25 protein-coding genes and 1 tRNA gene are annotated in these 25588 nt (G+C 32.8%); 4 read left to right on the top strand and 22 right to left on the bottom strand.

The window, feature by feature from the left end; translation table 11 throughout:
• Positions 1-134 precede the first annotated feature (134 nt).
• From NQQ59_RS18810 to NQQ59_RS18800, 3 genes are read right to left on the bottom strand one after another with little or no spacing between them, the layout of a single operon-like run.
• Positions 135-1094 (bottom strand): lipid A deacylase LpxR family protein, encoded by a 960-nt coding sequence (locus NQQ59_RS18810; protein ID WP_144217148.1) that lies wholly within the window; start codon positions 1092-1094, stop codon positions 135-137.
• On the bottom strand, positions 1081-1869 hold the full coding sequence (mtgA, locus tag NQQ59_RS18805; protein WP_144217145.1) for a monofunctional biosynthetic peptidoglycan transglycosylase: 789 nt from the start codon (positions 1867-1869) through the stop codon (positions 1081-1083). The genes NQQ59_RS18810 and mtgA overlap by 14 nt, the downstream gene beginning before the upstream one ends.
• The gene (locus NQQ59_RS18800) at positions 1869-2981 is read right to left on the bottom strand and encodes an NAD(P)/FAD-dependent oxidoreductase (RefSeq protein WP_144219802.1); all 1113 of its coding nucleotides are present in this window, start codon (positions 2979-2981) and stop codon (positions 1869-1871) included. Before NQQ59_RS18800 ends, mtgA begins: the two co-directional genes overlap by 1 nt.
• Before the next feature lie 276 nt (positions 2982-3257).
• Between NQQ59_RS18800 and NQQ59_RS18795 the strand changes: the two genes are divergently transcribed.
• Both NQQ59_RS18795 and NQQ59_RS18790 read left to right on the top strand, forming a co-directional pair.
• Positions 3258-5159 carry a S9 family peptidase gene (locus tag NQQ59_RS18795; RefSeq protein ID WP_144217142.1) on the top strand — a complete coding sequence of 634 codons (1902 nt, stop codon included), beginning with the start codon at positions 3258-3260 and terminating at the stop codon, positions 5157-5159.
• Between the two features lie 376 nt (positions 5160-5535).
• Complete coding sequence (locus NQQ59_RS18790) at positions 5536-7974, top strand: hybrid sensor histidine kinase/response regulator (RefSeq protein WP_144217139.1); 2439 nt, start codon at positions 5536-5538, stop codon at positions 7972-7974.
• A gap of 665 nt (positions 7975-8639) precedes the next feature.
• On the opposite strand, the gene NQQ59_RS18785 is transcribed toward NQQ59_RS18790, so the two are convergent.
• From NQQ59_RS18785 to pdxA, 13 genes are all read right to left on the bottom strand, one after another.
• Positions 8640-10004 (bottom strand): sigma-54-dependent transcriptional regulator, encoded by a 1365-nt coding sequence (locus NQQ59_RS18785; RefSeq protein WP_144217136.1) that lies wholly within the window; start codon positions 10002-10004, stop codon positions 8640-8642.
• Between the two features lie 130 nt (positions 10005-10134).
• Entirely contained in the window at positions 10135-10431 is a 297-nt protein-coding gene (locus NQQ59_RS18780) for a hypothetical protein (protein ID WP_144217133.1), read from the bottom strand.
• A 16-nt stretch (positions 10432-10447) separates the two neighbouring features.
• Positions 10448-10741, bottom strand: coding sequence for a PepSY-like domain-containing protein (locus NQQ59_RS18775; RefSeq protein WP_144217131.1), 294 nt, complete (start codon positions 10739-10741; stop codon positions 10448-10450).
• A gap of 17 nt (positions 10742-10758) precedes the next feature.
• Positions 10759-11049: a hypothetical protein gene (locus tag NQQ59_RS18770; protein ID WP_144217128.1), complete on the bottom strand. Its 291-nt coding sequence runs from the start codon at positions 11047-11049 to the stop codon at positions 10759-10761.
• 29 nt (positions 11050-11078) lie between these two features.
• Entirely contained in the window at positions 11079-11375 is a 297-nt protein-coding gene (locus tag NQQ59_RS18765) for a hypothetical protein (RefSeq protein WP_144217125.1), read from the bottom strand.
• A gap of 74 nt (positions 11376-11449) precedes the next feature.
• Positions 11450-11746: a hypothetical protein gene (locus NQQ59_RS18760; protein WP_144217123.1), complete on the bottom strand. Its 297-nt coding sequence runs from the start codon at positions 11744-11746 to the stop codon at positions 11450-11452.
• A gap of 48 nt (positions 11747-11794) precedes the next feature.
• A complete protein-coding gene (locus tag NQQ59_RS18755; RefSeq protein WP_144217120.1) occupies positions 11795-12091 on the bottom strand; it encodes a hypothetical protein in 297 nt (98 codons plus the stop codon).
• Positions 12092-12477: 386 nt separating this feature from the next.
• Positions 12478-13824: an acetyl-CoA carboxylase biotin carboxylase subunit gene (accC, locus tag NQQ59_RS18750; RefSeq protein WP_144217117.1), complete on the bottom strand. Its 1347-nt coding sequence runs from the start codon at positions 13822-13824 to the stop codon at positions 12478-12480.
• Between the two features lie 105 nt (positions 13825-13929).
• Positions 13930-14415 (bottom strand): acetyl-CoA carboxylase biotin carboxyl carrier protein, encoded by a 486-nt coding sequence (gene accB / locus NQQ59_RS18745; RefSeq protein WP_144217114.1) that lies wholly within the window; start codon positions 14413-14415, stop codon positions 13930-13932.
• A 23-nt stretch (positions 14416-14438) separates the two neighbouring features.
• Entirely contained in the window at positions 14439-15437 is a 999-nt protein-coding gene (locus NQQ59_RS18740; protein ID WP_144217112.1) for a beta-ketoacyl-ACP synthase III, read from the bottom strand.
• A 175-nt stretch (positions 15438-15612) separates the two neighbouring features.
• The gene (gene rpmF / locus NQQ59_RS18735; protein WP_008465217.1) at positions 15613-15807 is read right to left on the bottom strand and encodes a 50S ribosomal protein L32; all 195 of its coding nucleotides are present in this window, start codon (positions 15805-15807) and stop codon (positions 15613-15615) included.
• A 9-nt stretch (positions 15808-15816) separates the two neighbouring features.
• The gene (locus tag NQQ59_RS18730; RefSeq protein WP_144217108.1) at positions 15817-16359 is read right to left on the bottom strand and encodes a YceD family protein; all 543 of its coding nucleotides are present in this window, start codon (positions 16357-16359) and stop codon (positions 15817-15819) included.
• Between the two features lie 105 nt (positions 16360-16464).
• Entirely contained in the window at positions 16465-17514 is a 1050-nt protein-coding gene (pdxA, locus tag NQQ59_RS18725) for a 4-hydroxythreonine-4-phosphate dehydrogenase PdxA (protein ID WP_144217106.1), read from the bottom strand.
• A 57-nt stretch (positions 17515-17571) separates the two neighbouring features.
• On the opposite strand from pdxA, the gene NQQ59_RS18720 reads away from it, so the two are divergent.
• Positions 17572-18162, top strand: a complete 591-nt coding sequence (locus tag NQQ59_RS18720) for a riboflavin synthase (protein WP_144217104.1) — start codon at positions 17572-17574, stop codon at positions 18160-18162.
• A gap of 36 nt (positions 18163-18198) precedes the next feature.
• On the opposite strand, the gene NQQ59_RS18715 is transcribed toward NQQ59_RS18720, so the two are convergent.
• From NQQ59_RS18715 to NQQ59_RS18695, 5 genes are all read right to left on the bottom strand, one after another.
• Entirely contained in the window at positions 18199-18429 is a 231-nt protein-coding gene (locus NQQ59_RS18715) for a hypothetical protein (RefSeq protein WP_144217102.1), read from the bottom strand.
• A gap of 470 nt (positions 18430-18899) precedes the next feature.
• Positions 18900-18973: transfer RNA gene (locus NQQ59_RS18710), tRNA-Ile, on the bottom strand.
• A 146-nt stretch (positions 18974-19119) separates the two neighbouring features.
• The gene (mce, locus tag NQQ59_RS18705) at positions 19120-19524 is read right to left on the bottom strand and encodes a methylmalonyl-CoA epimerase (protein ID WP_144217100.1); all 405 of its coding nucleotides are present in this window, start codon (positions 19522-19524) and stop codon (positions 19120-19122) included.
• 12 nt (positions 19525-19536) lie between these two features.
• Positions 19537-21894 carry a hypothetical protein gene (locus NQQ59_RS18700; protein ID WP_144217098.1) on the bottom strand — a complete coding sequence of 786 codons (2358 nt, stop codon included), beginning with the start codon at positions 21892-21894 and terminating at the stop codon, positions 19537-19539.
• The gene (locus tag NQQ59_RS18695) at positions 21854-22858 is read right to left on the bottom strand and encodes a hypothetical protein (protein WP_144217096.1); all 1005 of its coding nucleotides are present in this window, start codon (positions 22856-22858) and stop codon (positions 21854-21856) included. Before NQQ59_RS18695 ends, NQQ59_RS18700 begins: the two co-directional genes overlap by 41 nt.
• A 173-nt stretch (positions 22859-23031) precedes the next feature.
• Between NQQ59_RS18695 and NQQ59_RS18690 the strand changes: the two genes are divergently transcribed.
• The gene (locus tag NQQ59_RS18690; protein WP_144217094.1) at positions 23032-24720 is read left to right on the top strand and encodes an Ig-like domain-containing protein; all 1689 of its coding nucleotides are present in this window, start codon (positions 23032-23034) and stop codon (positions 24718-24720) included.
• Here the strand turns inward: NQQ59_RS18690 and NQQ59_RS18685 are convergent.
• A complete protein-coding gene (locus NQQ59_RS18685; protein WP_144217092.1) occupies positions 24717-25484 on the bottom strand; it encodes an amidohydrolase in 768 nt (255 codons plus the stop codon). The two genes, NQQ59_RS18690 and NQQ59_RS18685, sit on opposite strands and share 4 nt — an antisense overlap.
• Positions 25485-25588: the final 104 nt, after the last annotated feature.

Below are 25588 nucleotides of genomic sequence, written 5' to 3'. Positions count from 1 at the left end.
AATATTTGGCTAAAGCCTATTTATTGAAAACAAAAAACCTCCAGCTAAAGCTGGAGGCAATTGAAAAAATATCTTATTTAGAAATCTAAAAATTCATTCAACCGTAATAATAACTTCAATTTCATTCAAAAAAACTATTTCAACAAAAAGCCCATTCGAATAGAACCATAAAAATATCCAGCGTTGGTATCAATTCCTGGATCGTTTAATTCTCTTCCGCGGTAAATGAAAGAATATGAAATATTGAAGTTATTATGTCGATATTTTAAACCTGCTTCGCCATTAAAACGAAGTGGCTCCAAATCAAAAGTAATTGGACTTGTATCGTTAAACATACTGCCTTCTATTGTCGCATCATAAAACTGATAATTGACACTTGGCGCTATGTAGAAATAAAATTCTCGAATATCTGGCTGCGCATTAGCATGTACTGATGCATCGTGCATATTGGAATCGTAAATCGGAAGCAATTTCTTAAATCCGATTCTTGCCATAAATCCCGTTGAAACTCCTGTAAAAATGGTTCCTAAATTAGCTTCGGACTGAAAATGAAGATCTACAAAATCATTGTGTTTTGAAGGAAACATCTTTTTTGAATACATTACATGTGCCTGCACTCCAAAAGCATTATGCAGCTGATTTTCCCAACCGTACACTTTTTTGTATCCAATAATTTTATGAAAACCTACCTGTGTTTCTTCTCCCAAAGCATTTGGTCCCATAAAACCCAACTGAAAATCGGTTTTTAAAACAGATTCACTTTGGTAAAAAAAACTGCGTCCAGCTTCAGCAAAAAGATAAGCCGTAAAAGGACGATCATTTACATCGACTGAAGTTTCGTTAATAAATCTCGGATTATAAATATATTGTCCGACACGGAATTCTGTAATTTTCTTATTGATTTTTGGATTATCATTTTTTGATAAAAACCGATAAAAAATTTCCAATCCGTTGGTGTAGTACATATCGTTTTTAGACGAAGTGTACAAATCGTTATCGGATATAAAACCTATTTCTGAAGTTTTTCCTTGTCCAAATGTCAACGTTGTGGTTAAGATTAGAAAAGCAAAAAGCGTTTTTTTACTTCTTATCATCCTTACCACTATAATTGATTTTTCCAACATATCGCATTTCGCGAACAATTCGTTCTTTTCTTCTGTTGATATAACTTGACGAACCTGTAGCCTTAAATTTTCTCGGATTTGGTAAGATTGCCGCAATTCCAGCCGCCTGCATTGCTGTTAAACTCGAAGCATCTCTACGGTACCAATGTTCTGTTGCTGCATAAGCACCATAAACACCATCGCCCATTTCGATACTATTCAGATACACTTCCATGATACGTTCTTTACCCCAAATCAATTCAATTAAAACAGTAAAATAAGCTTCAAGACCTTTACGCAAATAGCTTTTCCCTTGCCATAAAAAAACGTTTTTCGCAGTTTGTTGCGAAATAGTACTTCCACCACGAATTCGGCGGCCGCGTTCATTGCTTTTATAGGCTTTTTGAAGCGCTTTAAAATCGAAACCATTGTGAGTTAAAAAAGTAGCATCTTCACTTGCAATAACTGCTTTCTGCAAATTCATGGAGATTTTTTCAATCGGTTCCCAATCGTGATCAAAATAAACTTCTTTTCCTGCCCATTTATTTTCAATAGCACGAATAATCATCAAAGGCGTAAAAGGAACTGGAACATACTTAAAAAATATTACCGATCCGATTGATAATCCAAAAAACCATAAAGCAGCTTTAATAAAAAACCATTTAATTTTTTCTACCAAGGAACGATTTCCTTTTTTAGAAGCCGTTTTAGGTTTCGGTTTAGTTGCGGTTGTTTTTTTCGGTGCCGGTTTTTTGGGTGCTGCCATTATATTAAATCTGCTAATTCTGTTCCTATTAAACTGCCTATTGCTACTCCCATTCCTCCTAAACGCACTCCACAAAACACGTTTTCAGACAATTGAGAAACAACAGGATTTTTACTATTTCCGATTCCCATAATGCCACTCCAACGGTGTGCAATCTGAAAATCCTGATTCGGTAAAATTACATTTTTCAGTAAATCTTCCAATTTATTTTGAATAATTTTCGTCTGACCAAATTCAGTTGTCGTTTCACCTTCAAAATCCAGATTTCGTCCTCCGCCTAATAAAATTCGATCGTTGATATTTCTGAAATAATAATACCCTTTATCTAAATGAAACGTTCCTTTTATATCTAAATTATGAATCGGCTCTGTAATTAATACTTGTGCTCTGGCAGGTTTAACCGCTCCTTGGGTTAAAGTTCCCGCAAAACCATTGGTTGCAAAAAGTAATTTTTGGGTTTTAAAACTAAAATCACTTAAAACCACCTCGACATGATTTCCTGCGTCTGCATAAGAGGTTACAGTTTGCTGATTTAGAATTAAAATATTTTCTGAAACTGCTTGCCTCAATAATTCTTGCATCATATTTCCAGTATCAATCTGCGCCTCAAACGGATTAAAAATGAGATAATCCTGAATATTTCCAAACCCAAAACGGTCGGTTTCTTTAGCAAAAACTTCAGCTTTAAAAAGAGGTTTTAAGATTTCGTTGATAAAAGGCATTTTCGAAATACATTCATTAAAACCAAATTCATCTTCTTTCAGAAACAATTCGTATCCGCCGTGAGGTTTAAAATCAATTGCCGAATCTCCGAGTTTTTTTCGAAGCAACTGTAAACCTTTCCAACGTTTTTCAATCAAATGCACAACATCATCTTCTGAGTGTGTTTTTAAATCTTCCATAATTTCAGAAAGACTTCCAAAACAGGCAAAACCAGCATTTTTGGTACTGGCTCCTTGTGGTAACATCCCACGTTCTAAAACCAAAATTTTAGCAACTGGAAATCTTTCGCGTAAGCGTAATGCCGTATGAAGTCCAACAATTCCGCTGCCTACAATGGTGTATTCAATATTTGAAAACCAGTTTTTTATTTCCCAATAGCTAAGTTCCATAATAGTAAATTCCAAAATTTAAATTCCAAATTCCAAACTTGGGTTAAATTACTAAATAAAATTCCAAATTTGAAAATTCCAAATTCCAAGTTTTAACTTCAAAATGTTGACAACCACGAATTCACGAATTATTATTCTCAAAGATTATTAAAAAAAATTCGTGAATTCGTGGCGGAAAAAATTTACCCGAATTTTAACAGTTTTTGGAATTTGGAATTTAACTAATTGGAATTTAATTGTTGTATTTTTAGCGCCACAAAAAATTGAATTTTTATTATGAAAAAAGTAGTATTAACAACCTTAATAATGATGAGTTTAAACGCTATCGGACAGAATGTAATGTCGCCGGAATTGTTATGGAAATTAGGAAGAGTAACACCTCTTGGCATTTCTAAAGATGCAAAAAATGTTGTTTTTAAAGTTTCTACACCTTCTGTAGAAGAAAATAAATCGTCTTCAAAATTGTATACGATTCCTGTAACTGGAGGAAATGCAACAGAAATTAAAGACACAAAAGAAATCTTAGCGGATAAAAATATTTCTCCTGATGGAAAATTTATTGTTTATAATGAAGAAGTAAAACTCGACAAAGTTTTAGGAAAAGATTACTATCCAAACCTTGGAAAATCTGATGCTCAAATTTATGACGGATTAGATTATCGTCATTGGGACACTTGGAACGAAGGGAAATTCAATCATGTTTTTTATAAAGAAAACAAAAATGGTGGAAAAGGAATTGACATCTTAAAAGGTGAAACTTTTGATTCTCCGCAAAAACCTTTTGGAGGTGACGAAGATTATATTTGGTCACCAGACAGCAAAAGCATTTTTTACGTTTGCAAGAAAAAAGCGGGAACTGCTTATGCAATTTCTACTAATACCGATATTTATGAGTACAATTTAGAAACTCAAAAAACAATCAATAGAACTGAAGGCAATTTAGGTTACGATACTGCGCCACAATTTTCTCCAACAGGAAATTTATCTTGGTTGCAAATGAAACGTGACGGTTACGAGTCTGATAAAAATGACATTATTGTTGAGTTTAAAGGAATCAAAACCAATTTAACTGCAAACTGGGACGGTACTGTAGATAATTTTATCTGGAGTAAAGATGGGAAAACAGTATTTTTTGTAGCGCCAATTGATGGAACAAAACAAATTTTCTCTGTTAATTTTCCTGGTTTAACTAAAATCGCCATCAACGTTCGTCAATTGACAAACGGCGATTTTGATGTAAATGATTTAGTTGGATTTGCTGGTGATGATATTATTGTGACTAGAACTGACATGAATCATGCTGGTGAAATTTTTTCTTTCAACCTAAAGAAAAATACTTGGAAACAACTTTCTAATGTAAATACAGAAACGTACAAATCTTTAACGTTAAGCAAAACAGAAAGACGTTATGTTACTACAACTGATGGCAAAAAAATGTTGGTTTGGGTAATCTTACCTCCAAATTTTGATGCTTCTAAAAAGTATCCAACACTTTTATATTGTCAAGGCGGACCACAAAGTGCTTTAACACAATCGTATTCTTTCCGTTGGAATTTCTCTTTAATGGCCGCTAAAGGTTACGTAGTGGTTGCTCCAAACCGTCGCGGTATGCCAGGACATGGTGTAGAATGGAATGAAAAAATTAGTAAAGATTGGGGTGGACAAGTAATGGACGATTATCTTTCTGCAATTGATGATATTGCTAAAGAAAGTTATGTTGACAAAACTCGTTTAGGATGTGTTGGTGCTAGTTACGGAGGATATTCTGTATTTTATTTAGCAGGAATTCACAAAAACCGTTTCAAAACTTTTATTGCTCACGATGGCGTTTTCAATACCGTTTCAATGTTAGGAACAACTGAGGAAGTTTTCTTTAACAACTGGGATTTTGGTGGCGCTTATTGGGAAAAAGATAATGCTGTAGCTCAAAAAGCGTATACGACATTTAATCCTGCAACTTTGGTTCAGAACTGGAATAGACCAATTTTGATTTTCCAAGGAGGAAAAGATTTCCGTGTACCAATTGGTCAAGGACAAGAAGCTTTTCAAGCTGCTCAATTAAGAGGAATCAAAAGTAGATTTGTGTATTTCCCAGAAGAAAATCACTGGGTTTTAAAACCACAAAATGCTCAGGTTTGGCAAGGTGAATTTTTTAAATGGTTGAGTGAAACTTTATAGTTCAACTCGTTGAGTGAAATTAAAACATAACCATTTTAACACATAGACACATAGATTTTTGTGTTGGAAAAAGAGAATGAAAGAAACAAGTTTCCACACATAGCTAAACTATGTGTATTTAAACTAGTGAAACGCCTTTTTTCAAGTTTAGATAAACTATGTTTCTATGTGTTTAAAATAATTTCACCCAAAGGGTTAATCATAAAAACATAAAAAAAACAGCCGTAGATTTTATATAATCTACGGCTGTTTTCGTTTGCAAACATTACAATTATGTAACATATTCGGCACTTTAAATATTCCGAAAACAGTTTTTTTTAGATAAATTGCACGAGTTTATAGAATTCCTAAATTTCCAAAATCCTTTCAGCAAAATATGGAGAGCAAAAAAAGTTACACCGCAATTAAAGTTTTATTCAGCTATGTTGCATTATTGGCTTTGGTTGTTACAGTTGGATGGTTTTTGTACTCTGAAAATGTGGTTTACAATAAATTGGAAGATAAAATTGCTTTAGAAAAAAATAAAATTCTTAGAGTAAGTAGATTGTATTCTAATGTTTATAAAACAGAAAGTTTAGCCAGACAAACCATTCAAAATAACTCTGAAAAAGATTTTAGAAATTATCTTTCCGAAACCGATTCGCTGAAATGTCGTATCGATACTTTAAAACAAATTGTTACCACCGAATATCAGAAAACGCTTTTGGATAGTGTAACCTTTTTTTTGGCTGAAAAGACAGAAAACATCAAACAACTACGCGAAATAAAAAACAAAGCAGACGACGAAACTTCTGTCAACAATGCGATTGAAGAAATCACAAAAATGGAGTTCAATTTAAGAAAATTGGAACTTCAAGATTTTACCAAAAACCCAAACCAATTAGGAAGTTATCAGCGAAACGTTTTACAACGTTATGTTGATTATATGAACTCGAATATTCCAGACGACAGCACCAATACCTTAAGTAAAAAAGCTTCTGATTCGATTTTGGCCAATTCTAAAAAACTTTTGAGTTCGGTAAAATTAAAAGCAGAAAAGAAAAAAGAATCTCTAAACTTTGAAGAAAACAAACTACTTCAAAATGAAATCGCAATATCAGATCAGCTTCGAAAAATACTTCGAATTATTGAGAGAGAAATTATTAACAACTCCATTAAAAGCAATTCATTAAAAGAAAAATCTTTAAAAAGAGTAAACGAGATTGTCACTGCTTCTGCCGTTATTGGTTTATTGCTGACTGTTTTCTTTTCTATTCTAATTGTTAGTGATTATTCTAAATCTCAAGTCTATAAAAAACAGCTGGAAATTGCCAATTTTAAAACTAAAAATCTCCTTAAAAGCCGAGAACAGTTAATTTCGACCGTAAGTCATGATCTAAAAACACCTTTGAGTACGATTGTTGGTTATTCTGAACTTTTAGGCAATTCAGATGTTAATACCAAACAGTCTTATTTCATTAAAAACATTAAAAATTCGTCTGAATATATTACACAACTTGTTCAAGATTTATTGGATTTCTCTCAGATTGAAGCTGGAAAAATCACGATTGAAAAAGTTCCGTTTTTATTACCTGAAATCATTGAAGATGTTGCTCGAAACATTCAAACTGTTTACAAGCAAAAAGACATTGATTTAATTATTAATGTGGACGAAAAGTTCCAGAAACGAATTGTTGGTGATCCTTTCCGATTAAAACAGATTTTGACCAATATTATCGGAAATGCCTATAAGTTTACTGAAGAAGGTTATATTCGAATTGCCGCTTACGCGAATGACGAACAATCTTTTACCATTTCGATTCAAGATACTGGAATAGGAATTGAAAAAGCCAATCAGAAATTGGTTTTTGAAGAATTTGCACAAGCCAATGAAAACATCGAAAAAACATATGGTGGTACCGGTTTAGGATTATCTATCTGCCAGAAGATTATTTCTATTCTAGGCGGAAATTTAAATCTTGACAGTATTTTTGGAAAAGGAAGCACCTTTATTATTCAATTACCGTTGTCATTTGACAATAGTCAGCCTGTTTTAAATGAAGCAACAAACAAGTCATACAAAAGCACCAAAAAACAGACTTTTATCGTGGTTGATGACGACATCAATCTCTTGAACTTGACTAGCGGTGTTTTGAAACAAGAACAACATCAAGTTTTCTCTTTTACCAATCCGATTAAAGCTTTAGAAACCATTCAAAATACTCGTTTTGACTTTGTAATCACCGACATTCAGATGCCAGGAATTGATGGTTTTATGTTTTTAGAAAAGCTGAAAGAACTTCCTGAAACCATTTTCAAAAATCAGCCTGTTATCGCTCTTACAGGACGAACAGATTTAGATCTTTCGGTTTATAAAGATGCTGGTTTTACAACGGTTGTTAAAAAACCTTATTCGCCAAAAATCTTACTGGAGACTATTCAGCATATTTTAGATCATGAAGAAATTCCTGTTATTGAAGCTGTAGAAAGTGACGGAGAAAATTCGTCTGAAATTTATTCTTTAGAAACTTTAAAAGATTTTCTGGGACAGGATGATTCAGCTTTAAAAGAAGTTTTAAAATCTTTTGTAGAAACGACTGTTGAGAATTTAGGCACATTAAAAACAGCCGTAAAAGAGCACAATCACGATGAAATAAAATCTATTTCTCACCGAATTGCTCCAATGTTCAGACAAATTCAAGCGAAAGAAATTGGTGAGATTTTAAAGACATTAGAAAAAGAAGATTTAAACACTCTCGACATAGAAAGCATTTATAGCGATTTAGAACAAAAAATTATTGTTCTTTTTGAAGCATTAAAACAAGAAATAAAATAGGAAAGGCTGTCCGAAAAATCCAAGACAGCCTTTTTTTTATTCCCTATAAAGAATTCCAGAGGGATGAAATATTTATAGAAAGAAAATATTAGTTCGCAAAAGAACTCCATCGGAGCGACATATATTTCGCTCCGATGGAGCTTTCTTGGTGTGGTTATTATTTTCTATAAATATTTAGCTCCGCTGGAGCTTAGTTTGAGCTAAATTTTTAAGTCCTTAAGATTTTAAATATTGCATGGGCTGTCCGAAAATCCAAGATAACAATTTTTATTTGGATAACTGATGAGGAAATTTTTCGTACAGACGATTCTCGGAAGGTTCGTTTTAATTTTCGGACAGCCTTTTTTTATTCCCTATAAAGAATCCCAGAGGGATGAAATATTTATAGAAAGAAAACATTCGTTCGTAAAAGAGCTCCATCGGAGCGAAATATATTTCGCTCCGATGGAGCTTTCTTGGTGTGGTTATTATTTTCTATAAATATTTAGCTCCGCTGGAGCTTAGTTTGAGCTAAATTTTTAAGTCCTTAAGATTTAATTTTGGATTACTTTAAAAATTAAATCAACATTTCACTCCTTACGGAGCTTCTTCAACTCTAACTACAGCTATTATCTATAAATATTTCGTACCGCTGGGACTAAAAAAAAGCACTTATAAAAAGTGCTTTATTCTAATTCTATATTGTATTGCTTCAATTTATTATAAAGTGTTTTTCTTGTAATTTTAAGCAGTTTTGCCGCTTCAGATTTATTATTCTGCGCTTTTGATAAAGCATGAATAATAGCTTCTTTTTCATTTTCAGACAATGAAAAACTACTGCTTGAAGTTGGTTGTTTCTGAATTTGAAAGAATTCTGCTGGAAGCACGTCACTTTCGATAAAATCACCACGTGACAAAAGTGTTGAACGTTTTACGCAGTTTTGCAATTCACGCAAATTCCCCGGCCAGTTGTAATTTTGAAAAATAGAAACTACTTCTGGAGAAAATCCGATGATATCTTTATTCAGTTGTTCGTTGGCTTTTTCCAAAAAATAATCAGCAAAAACCATCAAATCTTCGTCACGATCTTTTAAAGATGGAGACTGAATCGAGAATTCATTGATTCTATGGTATAAATCTTCTCTAAAATCACCGTTTTTTACTGCCTCACGTAAATCTTCATTTGTTGCTGTAATAATGCGTATATCGACGTTTATTTCTTTATTACTTCCAACGGGTTTAATTTTTCGTTCCTGAAGTGCTCTCAATAACTGAATTTGATTTTCATAAGAAAGATTTCCGATTTCATCCAAAAATAAAGTTCCGCCATTTGCCGCTTCAAAATAACCCATTTTATCACTGATTGCTCCTGTGAAAGATCCTTTTAAATGACCAAAGAATTCACTTGCGGCCAATTCTTTTGGAATAGCTCCACAATCGACTGCGATAAAATTATTGTTTTTTCTTTGACTTTGCTGATGAATACTTTTTGCAATGATTTCTTTTCCTGTACCACTTTCACCAATAATCAAAACCGACATATCTGTTGGACTTACCAACTGAATATGATCCCAAAGTTTTTTTGATGCGACAGAAATTCCTCTTACGAATTCATTTTCCGCAGAATCTGATTTTTTAACTGCTTTTTTCTTTTTTACTGGAATTTCAATTTCTTCCTCCTCTTCTATTTTTGGAGCTTGCAATGCATTTGTAATAACCAGCAGTACTTCATCAGGATTGAATGGTTTCGAAATATAATCGGCTGCGCCGTTTTTAATTGCTTTGACAGCAGTATTTACATCGGAGTAACCTGTCATCAAGATAACTGGAATTTGAGGGTAAGACTCTTTAAATTCAGACATCAATCCAATACCATCAGAATCAGGCAGACGAAGATCAGTCAAAATCAAATCGAAAGATTCGTTTTTAACAGCCGTACGTGCTTCTGCAGCAGAGAAAGCAATCGTTACATCAAACGCTTTTTTCATTAGAAATTTTTCTAACAGTTTACAAAACGCGATGTCATCTTCTATCAATAATATCTTGGGCATTTGTGTTTAGGGAGTTTTTTGCTAAAATAAGACTATTAAAATTGGATTCTCACAAAATTATGTAAAAAAAAAAAGAGATTGCACGTCGCAATCTCTTTTTCACCAAAAACATAAATCTAAATTCACCTAATTATATTTTCAACCAGTTACCATTGACATCTGAGTAAACAGTAGCCTTTTGGTCTCCAACTGATATTTCTAGTTTGTATTCTTTTTTATCGTTTACAAATGCTTTATCCAGTTTTGCTCCCGGATAAGCTGTCTGCAAAGCTGTTTTTACAGCAGCAGGCACAGCATCTGCAGTAACTTCTGTGTATTCTGATTGAATACTTACAGTTGTTTTATTCTCTTCTGAAACAGGCAATACATTAGCATGAATTGACATTGTCCCTAAAAGAATTACTGCTGATAAGATTAATTTTTTCATGATGCTGATTTTTTAATTATTTTTTGATGATGTTACCAGAAGCATCTGTATAAATAGTATACTTCTTGTCTCCACTTGAAATTTCAAGTTTGTATTCATTCTTATCGTTTTTATAAGCTTTTTCAAGCTTAGTATTCGGGAATGATTTTTCAACTGTAGACTTCACTGCTGCCGGAACGGCGTCTGCAGCTACTTCAGTAAATCCATCTTGAATTAATACTGATTGAGTGATCGAAATCGCTGGAAGAGCTGTAGCATTTACAGATAAACTTCCTAACACAATCGCTGCTGATAAAACTAACTTTTTCATAATATTATGGTTTTAAATTATTTTTTAAGAATGTTACCAGAAGCATCTGTATAAACGATCGATTTTTCACCACGAACGGTTATCTCAATTTTGTACTCCTTTTTTTCATTTACCCATGCTTTTTCAAGCACTACACCAGGATAAGCGTCGTCTAAGCCTTTCTTTACAGCTGCTGGAACTCCGTCTACTTCTTTATATCCATCCTGATCATTAACTGTTTGTACCATTGGATTGGTTACAACAGTGGTTTCTGCGTGCATCGACAAACTGCCTAAAACAATTGCTGCCGATAGAATCAACTTTTTCATAGTAATAGTTTTAAGGGTTATATTTTAAATTATTTTTTAATCCAGGTTCCGTCTGCGTTAGCAAAAAGATTTCCTGTTTTATCTCCAACAGTTACTTCTAACTTGTATTCAGATTTTGTATTTTTAAATGCTTTAGAAAGCACAGCATCTGGATACGCTTTTTTAAGAGCATCTGTTACTGCTGCTGGAACTTCTTCCAGTTTAATTTCTGTAAAATCATCTTGGATAGAGATTGTTTTTACGATAGTAGTTGAAATTGGCGAAGTTGAAGCAAATGATGTTAAACCTCCCAAAACGATTGCGGCTGATAAAAATAAATTTTTCATGATAGTCGTATTTTAATATAGTTAATTTGATCTTAGTATTCTTGATCTGGATTTTCACAAAATCTTAGATTAGATTATTTTTGAATCCAGGTTCCGTCTGCATTTGCGAAAAGGTTTCCAACTTTGTCGCCCACTGTTACATCAAGTTTATACTCTGATTTTTCGTTTTTATATGCTTTTGTAATTACAGCATCTGGATAGGCTTTTTTCAAAGCATCAGTAATTGCTGCTGGTAATTCTTCTAATTTGATTTCAGTATATCCATCTTCAATTGAAATCACTTTTACAATTGTATTTGCAACTGGTGAAGTTGAAGCGAATGAAGTTAAACTTCCTAAAACTAATGCGGCTGATAAAAATAGATTTTTCATAGTGTGTATATTTTAATTGTAATTAATAAATTCTAAAACGGTTAAAGATTATTGTTTAATCCAAGTTCCGTCTGCATTTGCGAAAAGATTTCCAACTTTGTCACCTACAGTAACATCAAGTTTATACTCTGATTTTTCGTTTTTATATGCTTTTGTAATTACTGCTTCAGGATATGCTTTTTTCAAAGCGTCTGTAATTGCGGCTGGCAATTCTTCTAATTTGATTTCAGTGTAATCATCTTCAATTGAAATCACTTTTACAATTGTATTTGTAACTGGTGAAGTTGAAGCAAATGAAGTTAAACTTCCTAATACTATTGCGGCTGATAAAAATAGATTTTTCATAACGTGTATATTTAATATTAATAGTTGTTTACGCTTTAGGTAATGAAATTATTATGCCGTAAAAGAAAAGAACTATGCCAAACGCCTTAAAAGCCTATTTTTAAAGGGTTTGCTTCAATATGCCAAAAAATGAAAAATATAAAAAGGTGTGTAAAAGAGAAAAAAGGTGTGTAATAAGTAAACACAAAAAGTGTCACCTTGAAGATAAATGCCAAATTCCAAGTTTAAAAATTAAATTCTAATTTTTGAAATTCCAAATTCCAAACTTCATGTTTAACATCTCACGTTCCAAATTTAAGATTTGGAATTTGGGATTTTTGAATTGGAATTTTAATAATAGGCTTATAAAACAAAAAAGGCTGTCAAAAAATTGACAGCCTTCATAATTATTCCGGAGTATTCATTTTAAATGTATCCATAAATGCAGTTGTATAATCTCCTGCAATATATTTTGGATCATCCATTAATTGTCTGTGGAAAGGTATTGTAGTTTTCACACCTTCTATTACGAACTCATCCAAAGCTCTACGCATTTTGCTGATCGCTTCTTCACGAGACTGTGCCGTTGTAATTAACTTAGCAATCATAGAATCGTAATTTGGTGGAATACTATATCCTGAGTATACGTGAGTATCTAAACGTACTCCGTGTCCTCCTGGCATATGAAGCGTAGTAATTTTTCCTGGTGAAGGACGAAAATCATTATAAGGATCTTCAGCATTAATACGAACTTCAATAGCATGTAATTCAGGAAGGTAGTTTTTACCAGAAATTGGAATTCCAGCAGCTACCATAATTTGCTCACGGATCAAGTCATAATCAATAACTTGTTCTGTAATTGGGTGCTCTACCTGAATACGAGTATTCATTTCCATGAAATAGAAGTTTCTGTGTTTGTCAACCAAAAACTCTACAGTTCCAGCTCCTTCATATTTAATGAACTCAGCAGCTTTTACAGCGGCTTCTCCCATTCTTGTACGAAGTTCGTCTGTCATGAAAGGTGAAGGTGTTTCTTCAGTTAATTTTTGGTGACGACGTTGTACTGAACAATCTCTTTCAGAAAGGTGACATGCTTTTCCGTAAGCATCTCCAACAACCTGAATTTCGATATGACGTGGTTCTTCAATAAGTTTCTCCATGTACATTCCGTCATTTCCAAACGCCGCAGCAGCTTCTTGACGCGCACTTTCCCAAGCTTTTAAAAGCTCTTCTTCTTTCCAGATCGCACGCATTCCTTTTCCACCACCACCAGCAGTAGCTTTCATCATAACTGGGTAGCCAATTTCAGCAGCTACTTTTTGTGCATGTTCGTAAGATTCTAATAATCCGTCTGAACCTGGTACACATGGTACTCCTGCCGCTTTCATTGTAGCTTTTGCAGAAGCTTTATCTCCCATACGGTCGATCATTTCTGGAGCAGCACCGATAAATTTAATTCCGTGCTCTTGACAGATTTTAGAGAATTTAGCATTCTCAGAAAGAAATCCATAACCTGGATGAATTGCATCTGCATTTGTAATTTCTGCAGCTGCAATAATATTTGACATTTTCAAATACGATAAGTTACTCGGAGGAGGACCAATACAAACCGCTTCGTCAGCAAATTTAACATGTAAACTTTCTGCATCGGCTGTAGAGTAAACTGCAACAGTTTTGATTCCCATTTCCTTACATGTACGAATTACACGTAGTGCAATTTCTCCTCTATTCGCAATTAATATTTTTTTAAACATCTTATTTTAATTAGATAATTAGACAATTTGAGAATTAGATAATTTTAGATGTCTGTATTAATTTAAGCAGATCAATCTAAAATCTAAAATCTAAAATCTAAATTTTTATGATGGATCAACTAAGAATAAAGGTTGGTCAAATTCTACTGGAGACATATCGTCAACTAGAATTTTCACAATTTTACCAGAAATTTCAGATTCGATTTCGTTGAATAATTTCATTGCTTCAATTACGCAAAGAACATCACCTTTAGATACAGTACTTCCCACTTCTGTGAAAACTGGTTTATCTGGAGATGGTTTTCTATAGAATGTACCAATGATTGGAGATTTTATAGTAATATATTTAGAATCGTTAGCAGCTGGTGCTTCTGGAGTTACATTTACAACTGTTGGAGCTGTAACTTGTGGAACTGTAGCTTGTGGTAAAGCTGCCTGAGCTGGTAATTGCTGTACGTAAGTTGCCTCAGTTACATTTGTTTCTAAAGTTGTTCTGATCGTGATTTTCACATCATCCATTTCTAACTTCACTTCTGCAACGCCCGAATTTGCAACAAATTTGATTAGGTTTTGAATTTCTTTTAAATCCATAATGATTCGTTTTTAGTTTTAATTTATTTCTTATCGTAAGCCCATTTTAAATAGATAGATCCCCATGTGAATCCACCACCAAAAGCGGCAAAGATAATATTATCTCCTTTTTTAAGCTTATCTTCAAAATCAGCTAATACTAATGGTAAAGTTCCAGAAGTAGTATTACCGTATCTTTCGATGTTTACCAAAACTTTAGAATCGTCCAATTCTAATCTTCCGGCAGTAGCATCAATAATACGTTTATTAGCTTGGTGTGGCACCAACCAGTCAACATCTTGATTTGTCAAATTATTTCTTTTCAAAATCAATTCGCTGGCATCTGCCATATTGGTAACAGCATATTTGAAAACCGTTTTACCGTCTTGCATAATATTGTGCTGTCTGTTTTTTACAGTGTCTTCCGAAGGTGGAATCAAAGAACCTCCTGCAGGAATTTTAAGGAAGTCGCGTCCTACACCATCACTTCTTAAATATTCATCCTGCAAACCTAACCCTTCATAATTTGGTTCGAAAAGAACTGCACCAGCTCCATCTCCAAAAATAATACAAGTTGCTCTGTCTGTATAATCTACAATTGATGACATTTTATCGGCACCAATTAAAAGCACTTTTTTGTAACGTCCTGACTGTACATAAGCAGCAGCTGTTGACATTCCGTATAAGAAACTTGAACATGCAGCCTGCAAATCATATGAGAATGCATTTGTTGCTCCAATTTCTGTTGCAACATATACTCCTGTAGAAGCCACCATCATATCTGGCGTTGCAGTTGCCATGATAATCATATCGATCTCAAGCGGATCAATATTTGCTTTTGCAATCAAATCCTTTGCTGCTTGTATAGCAAGATACGATGTACCTTTATCAGCATCTTTAAGAATTCTTCTTTCTTTAATTCCTGTTCGAGCGGTAATCCACTCATCATTGGTATCAACCATTGTTTCTAGCACTTGGTTCGAAAGAACGAAGTCAGGAACATAAGCTCCAACAGCGGTAATTGCGGCTGTGATTGTATTCATTATATTCTATTATTTTCCTTTCAAATTAAGATTAATTTGAAAAATTTTTAAAAGACTTGAAAATTACAAAAAAAAACGTAACGAATTTGTCTATATTTTCCTAAAAAACGAAAATTATAACCAACAAAAAAAACTCTCACTATGTGAGAGTTCTAGTATAATTTACAAAAACGTATTAAGCAACCGCTTCAGATTTATCGATAACAACTTGCCCTCTGTAGTACATTTTACCTTCATGCCAGTAAGCTCTGTGGTATAAATGCGCCTCACCTGTAATAGGACATGTAGCGATTTGAGCTACAGTAGCTTTATAATGTGTTCTTCTCTTATCTCTTCTTGTTTTCGAGGTCTTTCTCTTAGGATGTGCCATTTTACTATATTATTTATCCGTTAATAGTTTCTTTAATTTTTCCCAACGCGGGTCAATATCTTCTTCTTTGTTACTCTCTTCCTTTTGTTCTTTCACACTTAACTCATTCAGTTTTGTTAAAGCTTCTGTCTGTAGACTTCCATCTTTAACTCCCGGATGAATTCTTTTTTGAGGTACAGAAAGCGCGATCATTTCATAAATATACTGCGCCACATCTATCTCATGTTCCCCATGTGGTAAAATCAATAATTCTTCATTATCATTATTAAATTCATCTCCAAAGCGAACAATCAACTTCATTTTCCCTTTTATAGGTAAATCAAAATCTTCGCCTGTTAGATCACAAGGCACGTTTACCGTTCCTTTGTGTTTGAATTCTAACTCTAACATTGTACTTTTCTTTTCAAAAAGCAAATTGACTTTAATATCTGAACTTTGAAACTCATCGTACTCAAAATTCTTAAAGAACTCGTTATTTATCTGATACTCAAAATGGTGTTTTCCTAGTTTTAATCCTACGAAAGGAATTAAAAATTCTTTTGTTTTGCTCATTTCAACATCAATTTGAACAATTCAGTTCTAAAACTAGATACCTGAATTGGGGTGCAAAGATATAAAATTATTATAAATCTAATAATCTTATTCACCTTTTTTTGTTTATAACTGTTTTTCTTTTATTTTAAGAGGTTTTTGGCTAATCTCCTCATACTGATTACGCGAGCGAAAAATATCAATCGCAAGATAGACTGCTTCTTTAAACGAATTGTAATCTGCCATATCTTTCCCAGCAATATCGTAAGCTGTACCGTGATCTGGCGAAGTCCTCACTTTGTTTAAACCTGCCGAATAATTCACTCCTTTTCCAAAAGACAAGGTTTTAAACGGAATTAATCCTTGATCGTGATACATCGCTACAATTGCATCATATTTTTCATATTGACCACTTCCAAAGAAACCGTCAGCAGGAAATGGACCAAAAACCATTGTACCTGAATCGAATATTTTCTTTAAAGTTGGCTTTAAAACCAAATCATCTTCTTTTCCAATCACACCACCATCGCCAGCGTGAGGATTTAATCCTAAAACTGCAATTTTCGGTTTCACGATACTAAAATCCTGAACTAAAGATTTTCTGATAGTTTCAATTTTTTTAGCAATTAATTCTTCTGTTAAATGAGAAGCAACTTCATTTAAAGGTACGTGATCCGTAATTAATCCCACTCTTAAATTATCCTGAACCATCATCATAAGAGCATTGCCTTCCAATTCTTTATCTAGATAATCTGTATGTCCTGGAAATTTAAAATCCTCAGATTGGATATTATATTTGTTAATAGGCGCCGTTACCAAAACATCAATCTCACCATCTTTCAACGCTTTTGTTACTGCTGTAAAAGACTTAATCGCGTACTCTCCTATTTTGGGATCATTTACTCCAAAGTTAATATCAACACCTTCTCTCCAAAGATTCAAAACATTTACCTTTCCTGGAATAATTTGTTCCAATTTATCAACTCCATGAAACTGAACTGTCGAGGTAAAACTTTTTCTAACGAATGAAAGAATTTTAGCATTTGCAAAAATAACCGGCGTACACAATTCCAACATACGAGAATCTTCGAATGTTTTCAGTATAACTTCGCTTCCAATACCGTTTAAATCTCCAACTGAAATTCCAACAATTATATTTTCTGCTTTTTTATTCATGTGCTCAGTTTATTTATTACTAATTTTGATGTGCAAATTTAGTAAAATAAAACCACAATGTTCACAGGAATTATAGAAACACTAGGTAGGATTCACGAAATTCAAAAAGATCAAAACAATCTTCATATCACAGTTGACTCTTCCATAACAAACGAATTAAAAATAGACCAAAGCGTTTCGCACAACGGAATCTGCCTTACAGTAGTCGCTATCAAAGATTCTTTGTATACTGTAACCGCAATTGACGAAACTATTTTAAAAACCAATATCGGCGATTGGAAAACTGGAGATATCGTAAATTTAGAAAGGGGAATGAAACTTGGCGACCGCTTAGACGGACATATTGTACAAGGCCATGTAGACCAAACCGGAACTTGCATTAAAATTGAAGAAGCAAACGGAAGCTGGAATTACACTTTCGAATATGACAAAAACCTAAACAACATTACAATAGAAAAAGGTTCTATTACAGTAAACGGAGTAAGTCTTACTGTTGTAAATTCTAAAACAAATGAATTTAGCGTCTCAATTATCCCGTATACATACGAGCACACTAACTTTAAAGATTTCAAAGTTGGAACAAAAATCAACCTTGAATTTGATGTGGTTGGAAAATATATCTCAAGACTTTATTCGATCAACAAATAAAACTTCTAGTATTCACATTAAAAAAAAAGCTTCAAATTAATTTGAAGCTTTTTTTATGTGTTTCCTATATATTACGGCTGTCCCTAAAACTAAACCTCCTATTAATAACATTATCTTATTTTGATCTATTGGCATATCAGGAGCTCCACCAAAATCAGGATCACCTTCAGGATCACCTTCATCAGGAAATTCCTCCGAATTAACACTTGCAGTACGAGCGTACATTTTAGGCGGAGGCGGATTATTATAAGCAGACACAATTGCCATGCTAAATATTAATGCAAATACTAAAAATGGGGCTTTTAGATTTTTCATAAATTCAAGCTGTTAACAACAGCTGGCTTATAATTATTTAACAATTTTTCTCTAATAGAAATTTCGCACAAATACTATTCGAAGTACAAAATCTTGGACAAAAGTATAAGTTTTTTAAAGAAACACAACTTTTAACACTACAAATTTTAACAGTTTTTTTACGGAATTCCGTAATCCCTTTTCAGAAAACGTTTGAAGGCGTAAAAACCTCATTTTCATGATTATTAACATTTTTCAAACGTTATAAGAATTTCCTGATTTTAGCAAATTTAAAACTTATTTAAACTTAAATCTCACTTTCTAAGTTAAATAATTCCATATCAATCGAAATTAACTTCCGATTTTTAAAATTGAAACAGGATATTTCAGCAAAACAAAAAAAGCCTTTACATTTCTGTAAAGGCTTTTTATTTCTAAAGAAGTGGTCCCACCTGGGCTCGAACCAGGGACCACCTGATTATGAGTCAGGTGCTCTAACCAGCTGAGCTATAGGACCGGTTTAGAGGATGCAATATTACTACTATTTTTCATTCACTCCAAATATTTTGGGACATCATTTGTAATTAATTTCAAAAGTTTTTCGGAATTTCAAAAACGAAATTGATTTTCAACATCTTATTCAAAAATAAAAAGGATCTTTTTTTATTTAATTTCCTGGCAAAGCTCTACCAAAACACCATTTGTATTCTTTGGATGCAGAAAAACCACCAATTTATTGTCGGCACCTTTCTTCGGAACTTCATTTATCAAGACAAAACCTTCGTTTTTTAGACGATTAATTTCCGCTTCAATATCATCTACATCAAATGCAATGTGATGAATACCTTCCCCCTTTTTTTCTAAAAATTTAGCAATCGGACTTTCTGGATTGGTGGCAACCAAAAGTTCTATTTTATTATTTCCTGTTTGAAAAAAAGAAGTCAAAACACCTTCACTTTCTACCGCTTCCATTTTATAAGACGGAACCCCCAACATTTTCTCGAACAAAATGTTGGCGTCGTCCATATTTTTTACCGCAATTCCGATATGTTCTATTTTATTTACCATTGCCTCAATTTTTTATTGATTCACATAAGTATTAAAATAACCACATTCTGCAATTACATCCTGATAATATTTGGTATCAGAATACTCTTTTCTCAAGGCTTTAAACGAATTCCAAGCAATAAAATTAACCTTATCATCCTGAATTTCCCAATAACTGTTTATACCATTGTACTTTTTATTGTAATAATCATTTCGTTCGCATTTCGAAATCAAATACAAACATTTAGCCTTTTGTTCTTTGTTTGAAGCTGCCTCAAATGCTTTCTGATAATACATTTTTGAAAGCGAATTATCTGTAATCATATTTTTCATTGCATTTCTAAACGAATACGGACTAGATCCAAAACCTACAATATTGATTTCATAGAAGGTTCTTCCATTTCCAAAATGAGAAATATTGTAAAATGCATTTCCTAATAATAGACTATTAGTATACACGTCTTCTTTTTGCGCCACTTTATCCTGCATTTCTTTTATAGTAGTCAAGAAATCCATGAAAGTATACTTTCTTTTCTGATAAGCCGCATGTTCACAATCATGACAGTCTTTTATATTTCCGTTAAACGGATTTCCTAAAAACTTATAATACTGAACCGAATCTGCCTGCTTCATAAATTCAATTGCTTCTGGAATTTTATTTTTAAAAGTCGCCTGAACAGCTTGGAAGTTATTGATGTCTTTTAGTTTTATACTATAAATTCCAGCACCGATTTTCTCAAGGTCAGATTTATTCTGTTTTCCTAAAAATGATTTTATATCCAAGAGATTTTTTTCATTATCATAAAAGGCGTTTCCATCGTTCCAATAACTGTAACGTGATTCTCCAAATATTTCAGTCATTACCAAATTACCTTTTTCCTTATAAAGTGAAGACAAGTAAACTCTACTCCATGAAGAAGCATTTTGATAACGAAACTCCTGTCCTTTATAAGTTTTTGGAAGTTCAGTATACAGCCAATTCAAATCTGCAATGATTGTTTTTTCATTTTTATCTGTCAGTTTATCAATTTTACTAAGATTGTTTACAAAACGAAGCAATCTCAACTGAAATCCTGCCAACTCTGTTTTTGGAAGTATTTTAGCCGCTTTGTCAAAACTTTTATCAGCATTGGCATAATCTCCTTTTAAAGTCTGTAAATATCCTAAAGACAAATCCCATAAATACGGTCTCTCTGTATTTCCAGCTGCCGAAATTTTGGCCACTAAATCAAAAGCACTGTTATCAATTTTCGATTTATTCTCCACTTTATTCTGTGCAACAGTTTGTGGTTTTGGCTTCTGATTTTCTCCTGAACTCTCTTGCTGAAAAGAATTATTGATTTTTTGCTCCAACGAATTTACCAATCTTGTTGCCAGATAGTTTAAATGCTCGCTTTTTGGATCTAATTCGTAGATTTTTTCGATAGCCTGTTTTTCGTCTTTATAATATCCATGAATTGCCCAAAGTGCCGCTTTTTCTTTATTGTTTTTTGCCATCGCTAAAGCTTTCGTCCAATCTGATTCGTTTTTTGGCTGAAAACTATAAGCTGTTACTACACGCAATTCTGGGCATTTGTCAAAAACCTGAGCATACAAATAATTTGAAACCGCATATTTATGCTGCTTAAAATTAATTCCGGCCACATAAGCCAAAGCACGATAATACAAAGTATTTTTGGCAACTGAACTTTCTGTTTTATTAAAAAAATCAATTGCTTTTTGCTTGTCATTACTGTAAAAACGTGCTTTCATGGTCAAAAACCAATACCTGTTTTTCAGAAAAGGATCAGATAATGTATTGTAAACATTTTCTATAGACTGAATCATTTTGGCATCATTAAAAGTTTTCACCGCAACAGGTTCATAACTCCAAAAATCTTCTCTAATTGAAACGGTTTCTATTTTTTGTGCTAAGTATAAAAACTCAACAAAGTTTTTAATCTTTTCGTCTTTTAAATTGATCTTTTTTCCCCATTTCTGCGAACTTTTATTCTCTTTTTTTGTTTTATAATAAACATGCAGATCTGTGATTTCTTCTTTATTTTTGATTGCATTTTTATCATCATAATATCTTGCAGCTATATCTCCAATCAAGAAATAATTTACAGTCGTGGTATCTGCTTTTCCTTTTAAATAATCTGCCCAATCTGATTTTATATTTTCATTGAAACGAGAATTATGTTGGGTATCAAACCCAATTCCGTAAAAAATTGCTCCCGAAAGAAAAAGAGGCGAATACGATTTGTCGGCAAAAGTTTCCGGTGTAAAATTAGAATTGTAACCAAAAAAATCCCAATCGTCTCCTCCGGCGCAGGCATAAATAATTCCGTATATCGAAAGTAAAGCAAGGCTAAAACTTAGAAATAACTTGTTCAAAAATATTCTTTTCATAATTGTTTAAATTGAATTCGTCTAAATCGTAAAATATAATTTGATTTGGTTTCTCAGGCAGATTTTCATCCAAATCTTCTGCCATTTCTTTTAAATCTTCTTTTGTAATTTCTTCTATTTTCAACAGATCATTCGCTTCATAAAAAACTCCATTTTTATAATTGGATTGTTTTGCTCTGAAAAAAATTTCACTTGTTTTTTCAAAATTGGGATCATTCTGTAAATCTTTTATATTTATTTTAGAACGAAGTCCGATTACTTTATTGTTTCTGATGTGAACTCCCCACGAATAAATTGGAAAAGCAAAATCCAGATGAAGCGGATATTTTTTTAAACTACTCAAATATTTTGCCGCTACTTTTTGATCGTAAATAGAATTTAATGAATCTGGCGCAATCGATCCCATATTGTAATACATCAAAACTCCAGAATCGACATTTGGAATTTTTGTCTTTTTGAAATATTTTACTTGATGCAGTCGAATTGTTGCCGAAAGTTTTTTCTTCGAAAGCTTTTTAAAAACCTCTATAAACCTCAAATAATTCTCTTTACTTTTCAAAGTCCAGTCGCAGTCAATTTGAATCTCCTGACAAGGAATACTATTTTTTGAATTGATTTGTTCTATAAAATCAAACGTTTTTTGAGCCAATTCATTTACATCAAGATTAGGCAAAAGCATGACTTTGTTTTGAATAAAAACCACAGGAACAATCGAATATTCTTTTGGATTGACTTCAAAACGAACAGGACTTATGGGAATTGGAAACTTATTTTCAGGATGTAATCCGATATCAAAATATCGCACATAAAGTTTCTGAACATGATTTGCGGTCAAAGCTTCTTTTTCTTTTTCAGAAAATCTGAATACGGTTTTCCAATAATAAAAGGAGATCGTTGGTTTTTCACTTTTACTGCAGGAAAGCAATAAAAAGAGAATTAAAATTGGAAAAAATCGCTTTAACAAAACTTAGAAAATTAAATTTGAACTCAAAAGTAAGAAATTATGGCTTTTTAAAATATTGAAATGATAAAAAATACAGAAGAAATGCAAAAGTTTTAAATCCTAATAAATCGCTAAAAAATTTCAATTAAAGTAAATATAATCGTTATTTTGTGCAATCAAATTGAAAAACCGTTATGTTGAAAAACACTTTAAAATACCTTTCCTTTATTATTCTAATATCAGTAATCAGCTGCGCCAAAAGAGGTAGTATTACCGGCGGTTTAAAAGATACATTGGCGCCCGTTTTGATTTCCAGCTATCCTGAAAATTACAGTACTAATTTTAAAGGAAATACTATTACACTGAATTTTGACGAATATATTAAACTGAAAAACACCAATAAACAGCTAATTATTTCGCCTCCGTTTAAAAACGAACCCACTATTACTCCGACTACCGTTAGTAAATTTATAAAGATTGAAATTCGTGATACTCTACAGCCCAACACGACTTACAGTTTAAATTTTGGACAAGCCATTACTGACAACAACGAAGGAAATGTTTTAAATCAGTTTAAATATGTTTTTTCTACTGGCGCATATATTGATTCGCTTAAGCTGAGTGGAAGAATCAAAGATTCATACGAAAAATATGTTGACAACTTTGTCTCCGTGATGCTTTATGAAGTAAATGATAAATTCAAAGATTCTACTATTTACAAGGAGTTTCCGCGTTATATAACAAACACTCTGGACAGTATGAGAACTTTCCAGTTTGAAAATCTAAAAGAGGGAAAATACCTTTTGGTAGCCTTGAAAGACAAAGGAAGCAACAATAAATTCAACCCTAAAGACGACAAAATCGGATTTCTAAAACACTATATTACTATTCCGACAGATACTGTTTATGAATTGGAATTATTTAAAGAAATCCTGCCTTTCAAAGCTTTTAAACCTATTCAGGCTTCTGGGAATAGATTATTATTACCTTATGAAGGAAAACAGAATTACAAAAACGCCAAACCAAAAATTGTTCTTAAAAACGGGAATGATGTTTTGGAAACAATTGTAACGCAATTTCCTAAAAAAGATTCGCTTCAGGTTTGGTTTAAACCTCTAAAAGCCGATTCATTATCCATGCAAGTATCGAAAGACAACTTTGACAAGAAGTTTTCTTTTAAAATTAAAGCCTTAAAAAAGGACACTTTAAATATCAAAGCAGTACAAAATGGTCAGATTAATTTTAGGGAACGTTTCACCTTGGAAACCGAAACACCATTAGTCAAATTTGATAAATCTAAAATCACATTAGTCAACAAAGATTCTACTGCCGTTGAGTACACAACAGAATATGATGAGTTTGACCAAAAGTTATATATTGATTTCAAAAAAGAGCCTTCAAACAAATACAGTTTTACTTTCTTACCAGGCGCTTTGACCGATTTTTACGAAAAGACAAACGATACTTTATCTTATAAATTAGCCACCAAAGAACTGGAAGATTATGGTAATCTGGTATTGAATTTACGCAATGTAAAACGTTTTCCAATAATTGTAGAAATCACCAATAAAAAAGGAGACAATGTACTGGCAAGCGAATATTCTGAGGGTGAGACCAAAATTGAATTCAACTTAATGGTTCCCGAGGAATTTACTGTTCGTATTATTTATGATGACAATAAAAACAAAGTTTACGACACTGGAAATTTCTTAAACAAAACCTATTCTGAAGAAGTCTACTATTTCCAGAAAGGCATAGATGTCCGGTCCAACTGGGATGTCGACGAAACTCTTGATCTAAGCATACCGTTTAATCCTGAGGTCGAGAAAAAACAAGACGACAAGAAGAAAAAAGAAGCAGAAAAGAAACGGAAAGCTTTCTAGATTTTAATTTCGAAAGTATCACGATCACCTAAGAAATTTAGTTTTCGTCGCGTTTCCAACATTATATTTTTATCCAATTCAGCCACAAAAACACCTGCTGTTTCTTGTGGCTTTATTATATAATTTCCCCAAAAATCAATTAATTGAGTATGTCCGTTATGCTCAAAATTATTATCATCAAAACCAATTCTGTTTACACCTGCAACGTAACTCAAATTTTCTATTGCGCGAGCGTTAAGCAAAGTGTCCCAAGCATTTGTTCGTACTTTTGGCCAATTGGCAACATACAAAAGAAGATCGTAATTTTCGACATTTCGTGCAAAAACAGGAAATCTTAAATCGTAACAAATTTGAAGACAAATTTTCCAGTCTAAATATTCTACAATTACTTTTTGAGTTCCTGGAGTGTAAAATTCATTTTCTCCGGCTAACGAAAATAAATGCCTTTTGTCATAATATTGAAAATCTCCAGATGGAAAAACAAAAAACATACGGTTAAAAAAATCGCCGTTTTCGGTAATAACAACACTTCCTGTTATGGCTGCATTTTTTTGTTTTGCTTTTAATTTCATCCATTCGACAGTTTCACCTTGCATGGTTTCTGCAACATCCGAAGCATTCATAGTAAATCCCGTCGAAAACATTTCTGGAAGTACAATCAAATTGATTTCGGATTCAATTTCATTTATTTTCGAATCAAAATTTTCTCGGTTTGCAGCCGCATTTTCCCAAATGAGATCGGATTGAATTAAAGCAATTTTCATTTTACGAATTTTTATATAAAGGTAGAAAACATCGGTGTATTCTCCTTTTATCTCTCTATAATTTTAACATTATGACTGCAAAAAATATGCAGTTTTTGCAAAAA

The sequence above is a fragment of the Flavobacterium panacis genome (genome assembly GCF_024649945.1).
In the GTDB taxonomy this organism is placed as follows: Bacteria; Bacteroidota; Bacteroidia; order Flavobacteriales; family Flavobacteriaceae; genus Flavobacterium; species Flavobacterium panacis.
The sequence above is the reverse complement of the archived record's forward strand: the minus strand, read 5'-3'. Positions and strand labels throughout refer to the sequence as shown.

What these genes read in the sequence shown, in the direction of transcription:
- NQQ59_RS18775 (WP_144217131.1), bottom strand. Translation starts at nt 10,741, where the DNA reads ATGAAAAAGTTAGTTTTATCAGCAGCGATTGTGTTAGGAAGTTTATCT.
- NQQ59_RS18785 (WP_144217136.1), bottom strand. Translation starts at nt 10,004, where the DNA reads ATGCCCAAGATATTATTGATAGAAGATGACATCGCGTTTTGTAAACTG.
- NQQ59_RS18720 (WP_144217104.1), top strand. Translation starts at nt 17,572, where the DNA reads ATGTTCACAGGAATTATAGAAACACTAGGTAGGATTCACGAAATTCAA.
- NQQ59_RS18800 (WP_144219802.1), bottom strand. Translation starts at nt 2,981, where the DNA reads ATGGAACTTAGCTATTGGGAAATAAAAAACTGGTTTTCAAATATTGAA.
- NQQ59_RS18715 (WP_144217102.1), bottom strand. Translation starts at nt 18,429, where the DNA reads ATGGCAATTGTGTCTGCTTATAATAATCCGCCTCCGCCTAAAATGTAC.
- NQQ59_RS18700 (WP_144217098.1), bottom strand. Translation starts at nt 21,894, where the DNA reads ATGAAAAGAATATTTTTGAACAAGTTATTTCTAAGTTTTAGCCTTGCT.
- mtgA (WP_144217145.1), bottom strand. Translation starts at nt 1,869, where the DNA reads ATGGCAGCACCCAAAAAACCGGCACCGAAAAAAACAACCGCAACTAAA.
- NQQ59_RS18730 (WP_144217108.1), bottom strand. Translation starts at nt 16,359, where the DNA reads ATGAGCAAAACAAAAGAATTTTTAATTCCTTTCGTAGGATTAAAACTA.
- NQQ59_RS18795 (WP_144217142.1), top strand. Translation starts at nt 3,258, where the DNA reads ATGAAAAAAGTAGTATTAACAACCTTAATAATGATGAGTTTAAACGCT.
- NQQ59_RS18755 (WP_144217120.1), bottom strand. Translation starts at nt 12,091, where the DNA reads ATGAAAAATCTATTTTTATCAGCCGCAATAGTATTAGGAAGTTTAACT.
- NQQ59_RS18780 (WP_144217133.1), bottom strand. Translation starts at nt 10,431, where the DNA reads ATGAAAAAATTAATCTTATCAGCAGTAATTCTTTTAGGGACAATGTCA.
- NQQ59_RS18765 (WP_144217125.1), bottom strand. Translation starts at nt 11,375, where the DNA reads ATGAAAAATTTATTTTTATCAGCCGCAATCGTTTTGGGAGGTTTAACA.
- mce (WP_144217100.1), bottom strand. Translation starts at nt 19,524, where the DNA reads ATGGTAAATAAAATAGAACATATCGGAATTGCGGTAAAAAATATGGAC.
- NQQ59_RS18685 (WP_144217092.1), bottom strand. Translation starts at nt 25,484, where the DNA reads ATGAAAATTGCTTTAATTCAATCCGATCTCATTTGGGAAAATGCGGCT.
- NQQ59_RS18810 (WP_144217148.1), bottom strand. Translation starts at nt 1,094, where the DNA reads ATGATAAGAAGTAAAAAAACGCTTTTTGCTTTTCTAATCTTAACCACA.
- pdxA (WP_144217106.1), bottom strand. Translation starts at nt 17,514, where the DNA reads ATGAATAAAAAAGCAGAAAATATAATTGTTGGAATTTCAGTTGGAGAT.
- NQQ59_RS18740 (WP_144217112.1), bottom strand. Translation starts at nt 15,437, where the DNA reads ATGAATACAATCACAGCCGCAATTACCGCTGTTGGAGCTTATGTTCCT.
- rpmF (WP_008465217.1), bottom strand. Translation starts at nt 15,807, where the DNA reads ATGGCACATCCTAAGAGAAAGACCTCGAAAACAAGAAGAGATAAGAGA.
- NQQ59_RS18770 (WP_144217128.1), bottom strand. Translation starts at nt 11,049, where the DNA reads ATGAAAAAGTTGATTCTATCGGCAGCAATTGTTTTAGGCAGTTTGTCG.
- NQQ59_RS18790 (WP_144217139.1), top strand. Translation starts at nt 5,536, where the DNA reads ATGGAGAGCAAAAAAAGTTACACCGCAATTAAAGTTTTATTCAGCTAT.
- accB (WP_144217114.1), bottom strand. Translation starts at nt 14,415, where the DNA reads ATGGATTTAAAAGAAATTCAAAACCTAATCAAATTTGTTGCAAATTCG.
- NQQ59_RS18690 (WP_144217094.1), top strand. Translation starts at nt 23,032, where the DNA reads ATGTTGAAAAACACTTTAAAATACCTTTCCTTTATTATTCTAATATCA.
- NQQ59_RS18760 (WP_144217123.1), bottom strand. Translation starts at nt 11,746, where the DNA reads ATGAAAAATCTATTTTTATCAGCCGCATTAGTTTTAGGAAGTTTAACT.
- accC (WP_144217117.1), bottom strand. Translation starts at nt 13,824, where the DNA reads ATGTTTAAAAAAATATTAATTGCGAATAGAGGAGAAATTGCACTACGT.